Source organism: Roseinatronobacter monicus, assembly GCF_006716865.1.
GTDB lineage: Bacteria > Pseudomonadota > Alphaproteobacteria > Rhodobacterales > Rhodobacteraceae > Roseinatronobacter > Roseinatronobacter monicus.
Genome location: NZ_VFPT01000001.1, coordinates 2,382,505 through 2,399,058 on the forward strand (window position 1 = coordinate 2,382,505; position 16,554 = coordinate 2,399,058).

Below are 16,554 nucleotides of genomic sequence, written 5' to 3' on the forward strand. Positions count from 1 at the left end.
CAAACGCCTTCAGGCCGTCAGACCGATGGGACAGGTCACACCCGTTCCGCCAATCCCGCAATAACCAGCGGGGTTTTTGTGCAGATATTGCTGATGATAATCCTCGGCAAAATAGAACTCGGGCGCGTCAAGAACTTCAGTTGTGACAGCGTCGTGCCCAGCGGCCAGAAGCCGGTCGGCATATACTTTGCGACTTGCCTCGGCTGCGGATTTTTGCGCGTCCGAATAGGTGTAGATGCCGGATCGGTATTGTGTGCCACGATCATTGCCTTGCTGCATGCCTTGGGTTGGGTTGTGCCCTTCCCAGAAGCGCTGCAACAAACCCTCATAGCTGATTTGCGTCGGATCAAAGATAACGCGCACAACTTCATTGTGGCCGGTTTTGCCTGAGCAAACCTCCTCATAGGTGGGGTTGGGGGTATATCCGCCCGCATAGCCGACCATCGTCTGCCACACTCCGGGGGTCTGCCAGAAAATCCGCTCCACGCCCCAGAAACACCCCATGCCGAACAGCGCTTCTTGCATCCCTTCGGGCACAGATGCCTTTAGCGGGCGGCCTGTGATCGCATGTGTGTCGGCAGTTGCAATCGGGGTCGCGCGACCGGGCAAGGCTTGCTCCGGTGTGATCATGCGTGTTTTCTCAAGGCCAAATCCGAACATCTCTGCACTCCGTTTTTGTATATGGGGCAGATAGCCTCAAATTGCTGTTTTGCAACGGCTCAGTAAAAGCTTTGGGGGTCGATATCGACACTCAGCCGCAGACCGCGCGGCAATTTATGCGGCTTTAACCAAGTCTTGATCGCGCCTTGCAGGGGCGCGCCCTTGGGGGCTTTCACCAACAACCGCACCCTGTGCATACCCCGAATCCGGGCAATCGGCGCGGGGGCGGGGCCGAAAACCTGTGCGCCAATCGCGCGCAAGGGTGCATCCGCCCGCGCAAGCCGCGTGCCCAATTCAAACGCAGGTTCCAAAGTTGGCGCGGCAATCACAATCCCTGCCAAGCGCCCATGCGGGGGCATACGCAGCGCTTCTCGCTGGGCGGATTCGCTTTGCCAGAACGCCTCTTCCTCGCCCGACAGAATGGCGCGGATCACAGGGTGTTCGGGCTGGCAGGTCTGGACCAGCGCGCGCCCCGGCTTATCGGCCCGCCCTGCCCGACCAGACACCTGCCGCACCAGTTGAAACACCCGCTCTGCCGCGCGCAGATCGGACCCCGAAAGCCCCAGATCGGCGTCGATCACGCCCACCAGTGTCAGGTTGGGAAAGTTATGGCCCTTTGCCACGATCTGCGTGCCGATGATGATATCAGCCTCGCCGCCCGCGATCACAGCAATCTGATCTTTCAGCGCGCGGGCAGAGCCGAACAGGTCCGAGGACAGCACCGCCACGCGCGCATCCGGCCACAGCGCGCGGGCCTCCTCCTCCAGCCGCTCGACCCCAGGGCCAACAGGGGCAAGACGGTCCTCGGCCCCACAGGCGGGACAGGTCGCGGGGATGGGCGCTGTGGCCCCGCATTGATGGCACACAAGCCGCTTGAGGAAACGATGCTCGACCATGCGCGCATCACAATCGCTGCATTCCACCTGATGCCCGCAGGCGCGGCAGATCGTGAGCGGCGCATAGCCGCGCCGGTTCAGGAACAAAAGCGCCTGCTCTCCCGCCGCCAGCCGCGCAGTGACCGCCCTTTGCAACGTGGGCGACACCCAGCGCCCCGAGGGCAGTTCTTCGGCGCGCAGATCAATCGCGCGCATTTCGGGCAGGGTATTAGGGCCAAAGCGCGCTGTCAGATCAAGCCGCGCGTATTTGCCTGCGCGCGCATTGGCCCATGTTTCCAGTGACGGGGTGGCAGAGGCCAGAATCACTTGCGCGCCCGACATCGCCGCGCGCAGCACCGCCATGTCGCGCGCATTATACAAAACGCCCTCTTCTTGCTTGTAGGAACTGTCATGCTCTTCATCCACGACGATCAGGCCAAGATCGCGGAACGGCAAGAACAGTGCAGAGCGCGCGCCAACCACAAGCTGTGCTTCGCCCTGCCCCACCATATGCCAGCAGCGCCGCCGCTCGCTGAGAGTGACGCCTGAATGCCATTCCGCAGGCCGCGCGCCAAAGCGTTCCTCGACCCGTGTCAGAAATTCCGAAGTAAGCGCGATTTCCGGCAACAGCACCAGTGCTTGCCGCCCCTGCGTCAGACAGGCGGCGATGGCTTCCAGATACACTTCGGTCTTGCCAGAGCCTGTCACCCCCTTCAGCAGGGTGGTGCCATATGCGCCCGATTGCACCCCGGTCGCCAACACCGCCGCTGCGCGCGCCTGATCCGGCGTCAGGTTTGGCCCCTCGCGCGCCGGGTCCAGCCGTGGGTAGGGCTGATCGCGCAATGCCTCGCGCTCCAGCAGCGCGCCGGATTTCACCAGCGCGCGCACCACACCCGAACTGACCCCCGCTGCCTGCGCCACTTCGCCCGGTGTCAGCCCTGCGCCGCCAAATCCGTCAAACACAGCCAGCACTTTTTCGCGCGCCTCGGTCATGCGCGCGGGCGGCGTGTCGCTGCGAAACAACAGCTTGCGCGTGGCAGGGCCGCTGCCCAAATCCGGCACGCGCGTGGCCAGCCGCAACATCGCCGGCAGAGGGGTGAGCGTATACTCTGCCACCCGCGCCAGAAAGGCGCGCAATTCCGCGCCCATTGGCACAGCATCCAGCACGCGGATGATGGCGCGTAATTTTACAATCGGAAAGCTGCCTTCGGACGCGCCCCAAATCACCCCCACAACGCGGCGCGGGCCCAGTGGCACCTCGACAAAAGCGCCGATCCACGCGCCGCCCTCGGGTGCCAGATAGTCCAGCACGCGCCCCAATGGTTCAGCCGTCAGCACCCCGCAAGGCGTGCCTTCGTCGAAGAATTCGGGGGCTTGGGTGTCTTGCATGGGCAAAGGGGGGTTCCGGCTGGGCGTCTCATCAGGTATGACGCGGGCGAACTCTGGCTGCAACCCGAAGGGGCATGACATGAAATTCTTTGTCGATACCGCAGATGTAGACGCAATCCGCGAACTGAATGATTTGGGCATGGTGGATGGCGTCACCACCAACCCCTCGCTGATCCTGAAATCAGGCCGCGACATTATCGAAGTCACGCGCGAGATTTGCGCGATTGTGGACGGGCCTGTTTCCGCCGAAGTCGTCGCACTGGAAGCAGATGCCATGATCGCCGAAGGCCGCAAGCTGGCCGAGATCGCGCCGAACATCACCGTGAAGCTGCCACTGACATGGGACGGGCTGAAAGCCTGCAAAGTCCTGTCGGGCGAAGGGAAGATGGTCAATGTGACGCTGTGCTTCAGCGCCAATCAGGCACTTCTGGCCGCCAAGGCTGGTGCAACCTTCATCTCGCCTTTCATTGGTCGTCTGGATGATATTGCACTGGATGGCTGCGAAGTGATTGCAGATATCCGCACGATCTATGACAATTACGGGTTTGAGACGCAAATTCTTGCGGCGTCTATCCGCTCTGTGAACCATGTTCTGGACGTGGCGCGCATCGGCGCGGATGTCATGACTGCACCGCCCGAAGTGATCCGCAAACTGGCATCTCACCCGCTGACCGATGCAGGACTGGCACAATTCATGAAGGATTGGGAAAAAACAGGTCAGAAAATCCTGTAACCTTTGCTATAGTCCGCCCAACAACACCAATAAAAGCAGTTAACGGACAGGCAAGCATATGACAGGCACAGCTCTCAGGCCCGAAGCGGTTGAGAATATCCGCGACCGGATCATCGCAGATCCGTCGCTAATTCTGGATGACAAGGATCTTATGCGCACGCTGGTTTCGGCCAGCGAGCGCGGCATGGGCGACAATATCGTTGATTTGCGCGGTTTGGCTATGGAACGGCTGGAAGCCCGCCTTGACAGGCTGGAAGAAACCCACCGCGCCGTGATTGCCGCCGCCTATGAGAACTTGTCCGGGGCGAACCAGATTCATCGTGCGATTCTTCGCATGCTGGACCCCGACCAGTTTGAGGAGTTTCTGCGCAATCTGGGCAGCGATGTGGCGCAAATCCTGAATGTCGATGCGATCAAGCTGGTGCTGGAAAGCCCCGAGGCTGGCCCCGATCCAGCACTTGAGCGGATCTCGGATGTTCTGTGCGTGGTGCCGGTCGGCTTTATCGAGACGTATATGAGTTCGGATCGCGGCCCCACCACACGGCAGGTTCTGTTGCGCCAGTCGATTCCGCAAACCGATACCTTATATGGCGCAAAAGCACCCGATCTGCGGTCCGAGGCCTGTATGCGGCTGGATCTGGGCGCACAGCGCATGGGGGGCATGTTGGTTATGGCGACAGAGAACCCGCATATGTTCAAACCCGGTCAAGGCACCGATTTGCTGGCATTTTTCACTGGTATTTTTGAAAGGTCAATGCGGCGCTGGCTGGCATGACAGACGTCAGCCTGCACCTGAGTGCTGGCCAGCGCGACGCGCTGCACCTGTGGCTGACGGGATTGCACGCGCTAGATGGCGCGTCGGACCATACTGTCGCCGCTTATGGCCATGATGTCGGGCAGTTTCTGGGCTTTCTGGCAGGCCATTTGGGGGGCAGCGCAGGTGTCCGACAATTGGCCGATGTAACCCAGTCCGACATGCGCGCATGGATGGCGTGGGAACGCGCGGCTGGGCTTGGCAGTCGCAGCCTTGCGCGCAAATTGTCCAGCATCAAGAGCTTCGCGCGCTGGCTGGCCGAGCGAGAGGCCTTCGACATTTCGGCCATTCTGGCCAGCCGAGCGCCGCGCTACAGCCGCAAACTGCCCCGCCCCCTCAGCAAAGGGGCGGCGCGCGATGTGCTGGATATTGTTGGCCTGCAAACCGGCGAAGACTGGACAGGGTTGCGCGATACAGCCGTTCTGACACTTCTTTACGGATGTGGCTTGCGTGTGTCCGAAGCGCTTGGGCTGACGGGCCGTGACGCGCCGCTGCGCGAGGCGTTACGCATTCAGGGCAAGGGCGGCAAAGAACGGCTGGTGCCTGTCCTGCCTGTCGCGCAACAGGCCGTGTCGGCCTATGTCCGAGCCTGCCCACACCCCCAGACCCCGGACGCGCCCTTGTTTCGCGGCAGCAGGGGGGGGGCGTTGAACCGCCGCCATATTGCCAAGGTGATGGAACAGGCACGGATGCAACTTGGCCTGCCCGCCACGGCCACCCCACATGCGCTGCGCCATTCCTTCGCAACGCATCTTTTGGGTGCAGGCGGTGATTTGCGGGCCATTCAGGAATTGCTTGGCCATGCGTCGTTGCAATCCACACAAGTCTACACTGCGGTCGATGCCGGACGACTGATGGAGATTTATCACGCATCGCACCCGCGCGCGCATGGGTGATTGAAACCCGCGCGCTGCTTTGCGAAAGAGAGCGTGGAACTGCCAGAAAGGAAAGCGTGCGTGTCCCCCAGTCTGAAAGCCTATTCGGTTCATCTTTTCACGGCCACGGGTGCGGTCTTCGCCATGCTGGCCCTGCTCGATGCTGCAAAGGGCGATTGGGCCATGATGTTTTTGTGGCTGGTCGTGGCCTTTATCGTCGATGGCATCGACGGGCCATTGGCACGCCGCTACAACGTGAAGCAGAACGCGAAAACCATTGATGGAGTGCTGCTGGACCTGATTATCGACTATCTGACCTATGTATTTATCCCCGCTTTCGCGTTGTTCCAAAGCGGGCTGTTGCCGGGCTGGACCGGTTGGATTGCGATTATCGTCATCACATTCACCAGCGTGCTGTATTTCGCAGACAGCCGCATGAAAACCGCAGATAATTCGTTTCAGGGCTTTCCGGCCTGCTGGAATATGGCGGCGGTCGTCATATTCGCCACGCAGCCCGATTTCTGGTTGATCCTGGCGATCGTGGCCTTTCTGGCGATTGCCATGTTCACACCCTTAAAGTTCATTCACCCCGTCAGGACCGAGCGCTGGCGCAGCCTGTCCTTGCCCATTGCCTTGCTCTGGACAGGGCTTGCCGGATGGGCCGCATGGCTGAATTTCGACCAGCCCCAGATCGTCACGCTGGGCCTGATCGTAACCAGCATCTATCTTATTGCTGTGGGACTTGCGCAGCAGATCATCCCAATGAAGCGCTAAGGGCTTTCGCCCTTGCGCATAGGCTGTGCCCGGACTTATGGTCAGCCGATAACAGGACAGGAGAGCGGGATCATGGACATCAAGACTGTCGGTGTTGTGGGTGCGGGCCAGATGGGCACCGGCATTGCCCATGTCTTTGCGCTGGCGGGCTATGAGGTCTTGCTCAATGACATTTCAGAAGATGCGCTGAACAAGGGAATTGACCTGATCGACCGCAATATCGAGCGGCAGGTCTCAAAAGGCAAAGTGCCCGCCGAGGATAAGGCCGCCGCTATGGCCCGCATCCGCACCACAACGAAACTGTCCGATCTGGGCCCCTCGGACCTGATTATCGAAGCCGCGACCGAGCGCGAGACTGTAAAACAGGCAATCTTCGAGGATTTGTTGCCGCATATCCAGCCGCACACGATCCTGACATCCAACACCTCCTCCATCTCGATCACGCGGTTGGCCAGCCGCACCGACCGGCCCGAACGCTTCATGGGGTTTCATTTCATGAACCCTGTGCCGGTCATGCAACTGGTCGAATTGATCCGCGGCATCGCCACGGACGAGCCGACCTATACCGCGCTGCATAAAGTGGTCAAAAAACTGGGCAAGACTGCCGCCAGCGCCGAGGATTTCCCCGCCTTCATCGTCAACCGTATCCTGATGCCGATGATTAATGAGGCGGTTTATACCCTGTACGAAGGGGTTGGGTCGGTCAAATCCATCGACGAATCGTTGAAACTGGGCGCAAATCACCCGATGGGGCCGCTGGAGTTGGCAGATTTCATCGGGCTGGACACCTGTCTGGCCATCATGAATGTGCTGCATGACGGGCTTGCCGACACAAAGTATCGCCCCTGCCCGCTGCTGACCAAATATGTCGAAGCCGGCTGGCTGGGCCGCAAGACGGATCGCGGCTTCTATGACTATCGGGGCGAAGAACCCGTGCCGACAAGATAATCCCACACGCGCGCCAGAGTTTGCGCCAGTTCCCCCGCGCCACTCAGCATCGCGTGTAGACTTGAGAGCCGCAATCGCTATGAGCACGCCATGAGCCGCGCGTCCACAAAGAAGAAATCGAGCAAAAGCGCCAAAGCTTCCCGGCGCAAGAATGTGCTGGAGCGTGTTGCCGACGGCTTTCGCTGGTTGCGGCGCAAGTTCTGGCGTGTGCTGGCGGTTATCTTTCTGGTGCTGCTGGCATGGGTTTTGCTGTATCGCTTTGTCGCTCCGCCGGGTGGCATTTATATGCTACAGGAATACCGGCGCATCGGCGAAATTCAGCGCCAATGGGTACCGATGGACCAGATCGCCCCGGTTATGGCCCGGTCGGTCATTGCTGCGGAAGACGCAAATTTCTGCCTGCACTGGGGGTTTGACATGACCGAAATCCGCAAGGTCATCGAGACAGGCAGCGCGCGCGGTGCCTCGACCCTCAGCCAGCAGACAGTGAAAAACGTATATCTGTGGCATGGCCGCGACTGGACTCGCAAAGTGCTGGAATCCGGTTTCACCCTGATGATAGAGGCATTTTGGCCCAAGCGGCGCATATTAGAAGTCTATCTCAATATTGCCGAATTTGACGATGGTGTCTTTGGTGTCGAGGCCGCAGCGCAGCGCTATTTCCGCGTGTCGGCGGCCGATCTAACCGCTTTGCAGGCCGCCCGGCTGGCGGCGGTATTGCCCGCCCCCAAAAGCCGCGATGCAGCCAACCCGACGCAGTTTTTGCGCAACCGGACATCCTCGATCATGGATGGTGCGGCGACCATTGCCCGCGACGGACGGGCCGATTGTATCGGCGGTTGAACTTTTGTCCGCTGCACGGCAAGAGGGGGCACCTGTTGTAAATGAAAGTTCTGTCGCAGTCATGGCCCGTCTTTATCATGTCCCCCTCTCGCCCTTCTGCCGCAAGGTTCGCCTGACGCTTGCCGAAAAACGCATCGAGGTAGAACTTCTGGAAGAAAAATACTGGGAACCCAGTCAGGATTTCATGCGCCGCAACCCGGCCGGTAAAGTGCCGGTACTGCGCCATGACGGCAAGATGCTGAGCGAGAGTCAGGCCATTTGCGAGTATCTGGACGAAACCATCCCCACCCCGCCACTGGTGCCGAAATCCCCTGACGCCCGCTATGAAATGCGCCGCATCTGCACATGGTTTGATGATAAATTCCATGTCGAGGTGACCTCAAACCTGCTTTACGAGCGTGTGAACAAAAAGATCATGAATGCCGGCTACCCTGATTCGGGACGTATCAAGATGGGGTCCGCGCGCATCAAGTTTCATCTGGATTACATGGATTGGTTGCTGGGGCAGCGCCGGTGGCTGGCGGGCAACGACATGACCCTTGCAGATTTTACAGCTGCCGCGCATCTGTCCTGTCTGGATTATATCAATGATGTCGACTGGACGCGCTCTGCGCTGGTGCATGAATGGTATTCCAAGATCAAATCGCGCCCTGCATTCCGCACCCTGCTGGCCGACCAGTTGCCGGGCCTGCCGCCGCCCGCCCATTACACTGATCTGGATTTCTAGCGCGCTTTGGCCCATGTGAAGGGCATGACCGCTGATCTGAAATCAGAACTTATTCGCCAAGCGCGCGAGATGGGGTTTGACGCCTGTGCCATCACGCGCCCCGATGCCATTGCGCAGGCGCCCGAACGGCTGCGCGCCTTTGTCGATCAGGGGCGGCATGGTCAGATGGGCTGGATGGCCGAGCGGATGCATTGGCGCGCCAACCCCGCCGCGCTTTGGCCTCAGGCACGCAGCATCATCATGTTGGCCGAAAGCTACACCCCCGATTACAACCCGCTTGATCTGCTCGCACAGCGCGAGAATGGCGTGATTTCGGCCTATGCGCTGGGGCGCGATTATCACGATGTGGTCAAGAAGCGCCTCAAACGGCTGGGGCGCTGGCTGATCGACCATGCGGGCGGCGAGATCAAGGTCTTTGTCGATACCGCTCCGGTGATGGAAAAGCCGCTGGCGGCGGCGGCGGGGCTTGGCTGGCAAGGAAAGCACACCAATCTTCTGTCGCGCGATTTGGGGAACTGGATGTTTCTTGGCTCCATCTTCACCACGCTGGACCTGCCCCCCGATGCCCCCGCGCAAGAAAACTGCGGCTCCTGTACTGCGTGCCTCGACATCTGCCCAACTGATGCCTTTCCAGCGCCGTTCCAGCTGGATGCGCGGCGCTGCATCTCATATCTGACAATCGAGCATCACGGGCCAGTGCCGCTGGAGTTGCGCGCGAAGATGGGCAACCGCATTTATGGCTGCGATGATTGTCTTGCCGTGTGCCCCTGGAACAAATTTGCACGCGACGCCTCCGAGGTGAAATATGCCGCGCGCGACGGCATGGTGGCACCCGATCTGGCCGAGCTGGCCACATTGGATGATGCGGGTTTTCGAGCCCGCTTCTCAGGCTCTCCGGTCAAACGCATCGGGCGCAACCGCTTCGTGCGCAATGTGCTGTACGCGATTGGAAATTCAGGGGCCACACGGCTGCTGCCCGTAGCACGCGGGCTGACCGATGACCCTGACCCGACCGTGGCCGAGGCCGCATCCTGGGCCGTCCAAAGGCTTGATGCCACGCCCGAGGCCGGGCCGGGCGCGCCTGCGCGCCCACGATCCTGACCCCCTCGATGGGGGGAAGGATCGTGCCCCCTCCACCGCCCTAGCCTTGCCCCCATTCCGCGCCCTGCATCTCGCGCAACCGGCTGGCCGTGCGCTCGAACTCGAATGTCCCTGCGCCTTCGGTATAAAGCTGCTCCGGCACCGCCGCCGCAGAAGCGATCAGCCGCACCTTGGCTTCATACAGCGCATCAATCAGGGTCACGAAGCGCTTGGCCTCATTGTAATTCGTGGCCGAAAGATACGGAATATCCTCCAGCATCAGCACCCGCAAAGCTTGTGCGATTGCCAGAAAATCCGCAGGGCCAAGCGGTTTGCCGCATAAGTCCCAAAACCCCGCACGGCCTACGCCATTATGTGCCTTGGGAACCACCACCTCGCGCCCTTTCAACTGCAAGCGCAGGGGCGCTCCCGGATCATGGCCTGTCAACTCGTCCCAGATCCGCGCCATTTCGGCCCGCGATGCAGCGTCTGCAGGGCTGAAATAGACGTCTGCACCTGCCAGACGGTGCTGGCGGTAATCGGTTTCCGACACCAGTTCATGCACCACCATGCGCGTCTTGATCAATTCGATGAAAGGCAAAAACAGCGCGCGGTTCAGCCCGTCCTTGTACAGATCATCCGGCACCCGGTTCGAGGTGGTCACAATCGCCACGCCTGCGGCCATCAACCGCTCGAACAACCGCCCCACGATCATTGCGTCCGTGATATCCGTGATCTGCATCTCGTCAAAGGCCAGCAGCCGCACCTGTGCGGCCACGCCATCTGCCACAGGTGCCAAAGCGTCACTCACGCCGCGCTTGCGCTCTATATGCAGCCCTGCGTGAATTTCCTGCATGAAGGCATGAAAATGCACGCGCCGCTTAGGTATGTCGCCCGCATGTGCGTAAAACAGGTCCATCAGCATAGATTTTCCACGCCCGACCCCGCCCCATAAATACAGCCCCGGCGCAGGTGCGGGAGTGCCGCGCCCCAAAAGCGCGCGCAACCCGCCGGTTTTGGGCGTAGGCCGGGCCAGATGAGCCATGATCGGTGCAAAAAGCGGCAAGGCCGCGCGCTGGGCCGCATCTGGCCTGATCTCGCCTGTTTCGACCAACTGGTCATAAATTTGTGTCAGCATATCTGTCATGGCGCAGATCGATACGCCAAAGCTGCGACAGGGGAAAGCCTTAGCTGTGATCTTGCCAGCTTCACCTTGCGCCGTTAGGGGTATAGGAAAGTTGCAGGACGTACGTGTCATATGGGAGCCTGAGATGGATGATCCGAAAACACTGGTTTCAACCGAATGGTTGGCCGCGCATCTGAATGACCCGGATCTGCGCATACTCGATGCCAGTTGGTATCTGCCGCAGATGGGCCGGGATGCCCGCGCGGAATACGAGACTGGGCATATTCCGGGCGCGCGGTTCTTTGACATAGATGACATCAGTGACCACCGTTCCAGCCTGCCGCATATGGCCCCGCCGGTCGAGAAGTTCATGTCGCGCATGCGCGCGATGGGCGTGGGCGATGGCCACCAGATCGTGGTCTATGATGGGATGGGCCTGTTTTCCGCCGCGCGCGTCTGGTGGCTGTTTCGCCTGATGGGCAAGACCGATGTGGCAGTGCTGGATGGCGGCCTGCCCAAATGGCAGTCCGAGGGGCGCCCGACCGAAGACATGGCCCCCATGCTGCGCGACCGCCACATCACGGTGCAGCGACAGGCGCATATGGTGAAGGATGTCAGTCAGGTTGCCGCAGCGGTAAAACTGCGCGACTGGCAGATCCTGGACGCCCGCGCCCCAGAGCGTTTTCGTGGCGATGCGCCAGAGCCGCGCGAGGGCCTGCGCGCAGGCCATATGCCCGGTGCGCTGAACCTGCCGTTCACAGCCCTGCTGAACCCCGATAGCACCATGAAACGCGGCGATGCGTTGCGCGCGGCATTCGAAAGTGCGGGCGTTGATCTGGAGCGTCAGGTCATTACCACCTGCGGTTCCGGCGTGACAGCCGCCGTCCTGAGTCTTGGGCTGGAAATGCTCGGGCACCGCGCACATGCGCTTTATGACGGGTCATGGTCGGAATGGGGCCAGTTCCCTGATCTGAAGGTCGAAACCGGATGACGACACGACACGCAGGCGAAACAGTTTCCTACACTGTCACCTTTCTGGAAATGACCGAGCGGCCCCGCTATGACTGGCCGCACACCCCCAACGGCATGACGGGCGCCTTGTTAAAGGCCGAGAAGCCGCCAGTCTGGTATTTTCGTGCACTTTATGATGCTGTCGGGCGCGACTATGCGTGGACCGATCTGCATACCAGCGAGGATGACGAGATCGCCATCTGGCTGGCCGACCCTGATGTCGCGCTTTATTCGCTGATAGATCACGGTTGGCCGCAGGGGTTTTTCCTGCTCGACTGGCGGCAGGCGGGCACGTGCGAATTGTCCTATTTCGGGCTGGTGCCGACATCTGTTGGGCGGGGCTTGGGCGGTTGGATGCTGCGCACTGCGATTCTGACAGCTTGGGCGCGCGACGGGGTCAATCTGCTAACCGTCAATACCTGCACATTGGACCACCCCCGCGCATTGATCCAATACCAGAAACACGGGTTCACACCTGTCAGGCAGGAAGAGCGGGAACGCCGCCTGACCCGCGAATGGACACCCAAACCAAGCTGAAAGCAGGCGCAATGTTTGAGACACTCCCCCAGCCCAAACTGGATGGAATCATCGCCATGATGCAGGCCTTTGCCGAAGACCCGCGCATGGGCAAGATTGACCTTGGCGTGGGCGTTTACCGCGACGAGGCAGGCCGCACGCCGGTGCTGCAAGCGGTCAAGGCAGCCGAGCGTCGATGCGTCGAGACGCAGGAGAGCAAAAGCTATCTGTCACTGGCAGGCGATCAGGCGTTTCTGGACACGATGGAAACCCTGCTTCTGGGCGGGGCGGTCCCCTCTGCGCGCGTCGCCGCTGTGGGCACGCCCGGCGGGACATCGGCCGTGCGCCAGATTTGCGAGTTGATCCGCAGCGCGCGACCCGAGGCGGTTGTCTGGGTCAGCGCCCAGACATGGCCCAACCATGCGCCCCTGATTGCGGCGTCGGGGCTGGAGATGCGCCCCTACCGCTATCTGGACAGTGACAAGGGCGGGCTGGATCATATGGGCCTGTTTGCCGATCTTGAACAGGTCGCAGCGGGCGATGTCGTGTTGCTGCATGGCTGCTGCCATAACCCCACGGGCGTCGATCTGAGTGCGCAGGATTGGGCGGAAATTGCGGCCCTGCTGGAGCGGCGCGGGGCGGTACCCTTCATCGACATGGCCTATCAGGGGTTCGGCGAGGGGCTGGACGCAGATGCAGGCGGATTGCGCCATCTGGCCGCGCGCCTGCCCGAAGTGCTGGTCGCCGCCAGTTGTTCCAAGAATTTCGGGCTTTACCGCGAACGGGTCGGCCTTGCGATGGCGATCGTGCCCGAAGCCGTACGGGCCAATCTGGCCGGTGCGCTGGCCGGATTGAACCGCAAGGTTTTTGCCTTTCCACCCGATCACGGCGGGCGGGTTGTGAGCACAATTCTGGGCGACACGGCCCTGCGCACCCTTTGGCAAAACGAGCTGGAGGAGATGCGCCTGCGCGTTGCGCAAAACCGACAGGCGCTGGCGCAAGCCTTGCAGGCGGAAACAAACTCGGACCGGTTTGCAAGTGTTGCAACACAACGCGGGATGTTCTCGCTGCTGCCACTCTCGAGCGATCAGGTGGCGCAGCTGCGCGCGGAACACGGGATCTATATGCTGGGGGACGGGCGGGCGAATCTGGCCGGACTGAATGACTTCAGCATTCCGGTATGCGCACAGGCGATTGCCAAAGTGCTGCGTTGAGGGGATGACGCGGGGCTCTGCCCCGCACCCCGGAGTATTTGGCGCAAGAAAATGATCAGAACAAGCTGCCTTGCTGGGGCGGTGGTGGCGTGGATTTCGGCTTCTGCGGCTTGCTGGTCTTTTGGGGGATGGCAGCAAGGCTTGCATCGGCGAACTCTATTTCAAGCATCTGCGCCTTGGCAGCGTCGGCGGCCTTGGTCAGCACAGTGCCTTGCGCGTCGCGCACCACAGCATAGCCGCGCTGCAATGTGGCCGGATAGCCCAGCGACTGGCGCAGGCGTTCGAGTGCGGCAAGGCGGGTGGACTGTTGGTCAAGCTGCGCCGTGATCGCGCGCGCTGCGCGGGTGCTGCGGGTTTCAAGTTGTTCGCGGGATTTGTCGATCTGGAACCGGATTGTAGTGGCCCGCAAACCGGCGGCAGTGCTGCGCAACTCTTGTGATTTGGTTGCCATCAGCGCCCGCAGCGAGCCGGGAAAGCGCTCGGCCCATTGATCGAAGCGCTGGGTTGCAGGCGCCAGAAGGGTGTCTGCGCGGGGCAGCGCGCGCGCCATATCTGACAATCGCTGCCGACGCTGGCTGACGGACTGGGCTGCCGCCCGGATCAGCCGCGCATCAAGGCCCGCGACATGGGCCAGAAGATCAGCATGGACCGGAACCGCGATTTCCGCCGCAGCACTCGGGGTGGGGGCGCGTTGATCTGCGGCATGGTCAATCAGCGTTGTATCGGTTTCATGGCCCACCGCAGAAATTAGCGGTATGTCGCTTGCGGCAACGGCGCGCACGACGATTTCCTCATTAAACCCCCAGAGATCCTCGATCGAGCCACCGCCGCGCGCGACGATCACCACATCGGGGCGCAGGATGTCCCCGCCTTGCGGCAATGCATTGAAACCTGCAATTGCGCGCGCAACCTCTGGGGCGCAACCTTGCCCCTGCACCGCAACAGGCCAGAGCAGCACATACACGCCAAACCGGTCCTGCAACCGGTGCAGAATGTCCCGAATCACCGCCCCCTGCGGCGAGGTGACAACACCGATCACGCGCGGCAGATAGGGCAGGCGTTTTTTCCGCTCGGGCGCGAACAGCCCCTCGGCGGCCAATGCGGCCTTGCGTTTTTCCAGCATAGCCATCAGCGCGCCTGCGCCCGCAGGCTCGACGCTTTCGACCTGAAGCTGGTATTTTGATTGCGGGGCAAAGGTGGTCAGCCGACCGGTTGCGATAACCTCCATCCCCTCTTCCGGTTTGACGGTCATGCGCGCGACCTGCCCCTTCCAGCTGACACTGGCGATCACCGCGCGGTCATCCTTGAGGTCGAAATACATATGCCCTGTGCGCGCCACGACCACGCGCCCGACTTCGCCGCGCACGCGTACGCGCCCGAATTCCCCCTCCAGCACGCGCTTGACCGCCCCGGATATTTCCGAGACTGAAAATTCAGGGGTGTTGCTGACGGGTTCGTCGATCAGATCCATTCTGTGGCCTTTGCTTGTCACGGGCGCAAAGCCACCCTAGAACGCGAGCGCGAAGGTGCCAAGAGAGGGCGGGTCATGAATATTCTGGTTCTGGGCAGTGGCGGGCGTGAACATGCGCTGGCATGGGCCATTTTGCAAAACCCCAAATGTGACCGGCTGATCTGTGCGCCGGGCAATGCGGGCATGGCGATGATCGCGGAATGCGCTGATCTGGATATCTGCGATGGCAGCGCCGTGATCACGTTCTGCGAAGAGAACGCGATTGATTTTGTTGTCATCGGGCCGGAAGCGCCCTTGGCGGCAGGGGTGGCCGACCGGTTGCGCGCCGTGGGTCTTAGTCGCTTTGGCCCCTCGTCGGCGGCCGCACGACTGGAAGCCTCAAAGGCCTTTACCAAAGAGATTTGCGCCGCAGTTGGGGCCCCGACCGCGCGTTACGCCCATTTCACCCAAGCCCCGCCCGCGCGTGACTATATCCGCGCGCAAGGCGCGCCGATTGTTGTCAAGGCCGATGGTCTGGCCGCAGGCAAAGGCGTGATCGTTGCCATGACTGAGGCCGAAGCACTGGACGCCGTCGACACCATGTTTGACGGCGAGTTCGGGGCCGCTGGGGCAGAAGTGGTGATCGAGGAATTCATGGACGGCGAGGAGGCCAGTTTCTTTGTGCTGGTGGATGGTGAAACCTGCCTGCCCATCGGCACCGCGCAGGATCACAAGCGTGTGGGCGAGGGCGACACCGGGCCAAATACAGGCGGGATGGGGGCGTACTCCCCCGCTCCGGTTCTGAGTGATGCGATTGCGCAGGCTGCACTCGAGCAGATCATCCGCCCCACAATGGCCGAGATGGCGCGGCGTGGCACGCCGTATCAGGGTGTGCTCTATGCAGGTCTGATGATCAGAGACGGCAAGCCGCGGCTGGTGGAATATAACGCGCGATTTGGCGACCCAGAAGCGCAAGTGCTGATGATGCGGTTGGGCGCGCAGGCACTGGACCTGATGCTGGCCTGCGCCGAAGGGCGGTTGGATGAGGTTGCGGTCAACTGGGCGGATGACCATGCCTTGACGGTGGTTATGGCCGCACAGGGTTATCCGGGTGCCTATGCCAAGGGCAGCGAGATCAGGGGGCTGGAAAATTGCCCGTCAGACAGCGCGCATATGGTGTTTCACGCAGGCACGCAGGCAGACGGGGCGCGGGTGGTGGCCAATGGCGGGCGAGTGCTGAATGTAACCGCGCGCGGGTCCACATTGGCCGAGGCACATGCGCACGCCTATGACATGGTGGATCAGATCGACTGGCCCGAAGGGTTTTGTCGCCGCGATATCGGCTGGCGCGCGCTGTAACACTCTGAGCGTGACACGCGTGATATGCACTGCGCCGGGCATGTATGCGCCCTGCCGGTTGGCCTGATAGCCCTCAGCGAAAGCGATGGCCTGCGTTTGGGTGGCGGCTTTGCGGGACTTTGCAGGCATTGCGTTTCCGGGTGCAAAGCCGCGCAGCGTC

The 16,554-nt window shown here is 61.2% G+C and carries 16 protein-coding genes; 12 read left to right on the plus strand and 4 right to left on the minus strand.

Annotated features, from left to right (window positions below; all coding sequences use genetic code 11):
* Positions 1-9: 9 nt before the first annotated feature.
* Positions 10-660 carry a peptide-methionine (S)-S-oxide reductase MsrA gene (gene msrA / locus BD293_RS11405; protein WP_142081823.1) on the minus strand — a complete coding sequence of 217 codons (651 nt, stop codon included), beginning with the start codon at positions 658-660 and terminating at the stop codon, positions 10-12.
* Between the two features lie 59 nt (positions 661-719).
* Entirely contained in the window at positions 720-2,924 is a 2,205-nt protein-coding gene (locus BD293_RS11410) for a primosomal protein N' (RefSeq protein WP_142084532.1), read from the minus strand.
* A gap of 79 nt (positions 2,925-3,003) precedes the next feature.
* Between BD293_RS11410 and fsa the strand changes: the two genes are divergently transcribed.
* From fsa to queG, 8 genes are all read left to right on the plus strand, one after another.
* Complete coding sequence (fsa, locus tag BD293_RS11415) at positions 3,004-3,657, plus strand: fructose-6-phosphate aldolase (protein ID WP_142081825.1); 654 nt, start codon at positions 3,004-3,006, stop codon at positions 3,655-3,657.
* A 58-nt stretch (positions 3,658-3,715) separates the two neighbouring features.
* Positions 3,716-4,432, plus strand: a complete 717-nt coding sequence (locus BD293_RS11420) for a DUF484 family protein (protein ID WP_142081827.1) — start codon at positions 3,716-3,718, stop codon at positions 4,430-4,432.
* Positions 4,429-5,367: a tyrosine recombinase XerC gene (locus tag BD293_RS11425; RefSeq protein ID WP_142081829.1), complete on the plus strand. Its 939-nt coding sequence runs from the start codon at positions 4,429-4,431 to the stop codon at positions 5,365-5,367. Before BD293_RS11420 ends, BD293_RS11425 begins: the two co-directional genes overlap by 4 nt.
* Before the next feature lie 60 nt (positions 5,368-5,427).
* Positions 5,428-6,120: a CDP-alcohol phosphatidyltransferase family protein gene (locus tag BD293_RS11430; protein WP_142081831.1), complete on the plus strand. Its 693-nt coding sequence runs from the start codon at positions 5,428-5,430 to the stop codon at positions 6,118-6,120.
* Between the two features lie 72 nt (positions 6,121-6,192).
* Complete coding sequence (locus tag BD293_RS11435) at positions 6,193-7,068, plus strand: 3-hydroxybutyryl-CoA dehydrogenase (RefSeq protein WP_142081833.1); 876 nt, start codon at positions 6,193-6,195, stop codon at positions 7,066-7,068.
* 90 nt (positions 7,069-7,158) lie between these two features.
* Positions 7,159-7,911, plus strand: a complete 753-nt coding sequence (mtgA, locus tag BD293_RS11440) for a monofunctional biosynthetic peptidoglycan transglycosylase (protein WP_142081835.1) — start codon at positions 7,159-7,161, stop codon at positions 7,909-7,911.
* Between the two features lie 61 nt (positions 7,912-7,972).
* Complete coding sequence (fzlA, locus tag BD293_RS11445) at positions 7,973-8,638, plus strand: FtsZ-binding protein FzlA (RefSeq protein WP_142081838.1); 666 nt, start codon at positions 7,973-7,975, stop codon at positions 8,636-8,638.
* 24 nt (positions 8,639-8,662) lie between these two features.
* Positions 8,663-9,739 carry a tRNA epoxyqueuosine(34) reductase QueG gene (queG, locus tag BD293_RS11450; protein WP_142081840.1) on the plus strand — a complete coding sequence of 359 codons (1,077 nt, stop codon included), beginning with the start codon at positions 8,663-8,665 and terminating at the stop codon, positions 9,737-9,739.
* A 40-nt stretch (positions 9,740-9,779) separates the two neighbouring features.
* Here queG and zapE read toward each other — a convergent pair whose 3' ends face one another.
* The gene (zapE, locus tag BD293_RS11455) at positions 9,780-10,865 is read right to left on the minus strand and encodes a cell division protein ZapE (protein WP_142081842.1); all 1,086 of its coding nucleotides are present in this window, start codon (positions 10,863-10,865) and stop codon (positions 9,780-9,782) included.
* A 124-nt stretch (positions 10,866-10,989) separates the two neighbouring features.
* Between zapE and sseA the strand changes: the two genes are divergently transcribed.
* Genes sseA through BD293_RS11470 form a run of 3 tightly spaced genes read left to right on the plus strand, consistent with a single transcriptional unit; the run spans position 10,990 to position 13,585 of the window.
* Complete coding sequence (sseA, locus tag BD293_RS11460) at positions 10,990-11,835, plus strand: 3-mercaptopyruvate sulfurtransferase (RefSeq protein ID WP_142081845.1); 846 nt, start codon at positions 10,990-10,992, stop codon at positions 11,833-11,835.
* The gene (locus BD293_RS11465) at positions 11,832-12,392 is read left to right on the plus strand and encodes a GNAT family N-acetyltransferase (RefSeq protein ID WP_142081848.1); all 561 of its coding nucleotides are present in this window, start codon (positions 11,832-11,834) and stop codon (positions 12,390-12,392) included. The genes sseA and BD293_RS11465 overlap by 4 nt, the downstream gene beginning before the upstream one ends.
* Before the next feature lie 11 nt (positions 12,393-12,403).
* Positions 12,404-13,585, plus strand: coding sequence for an amino acid aminotransferase (locus BD293_RS11470; protein ID WP_142081850.1), 1,182 nt, complete (start codon positions 12,404-12,406; stop codon positions 13,583-13,585).
* A 55-nt stretch (positions 13,586-13,640) separates the two neighbouring features.
* On the opposite strand, the gene xseA is transcribed toward BD293_RS11470, so the two are convergent.
* Complete coding sequence (gene xseA / locus BD293_RS11475; RefSeq protein WP_142081852.1) at positions 13,641-15,056, minus strand: exodeoxyribonuclease VII large subunit; 1,416 nt, start codon at positions 15,054-15,056, stop codon at positions 13,641-13,643.
* A gap of 75 nt (positions 15,057-15,131) precedes the next feature.
* On the opposite strand from xseA, the gene purD reads away from it, so the two are divergent.
* Entirely contained in the window at positions 15,132-16,394 is a 1,263-nt protein-coding gene (purD, locus tag BD293_RS11480; protein WP_142081863.1) for a phosphoribosylamine--glycine ligase, read from the plus strand.
* Positions 16,395-16,554 lie beyond the last annotated feature (160 nt).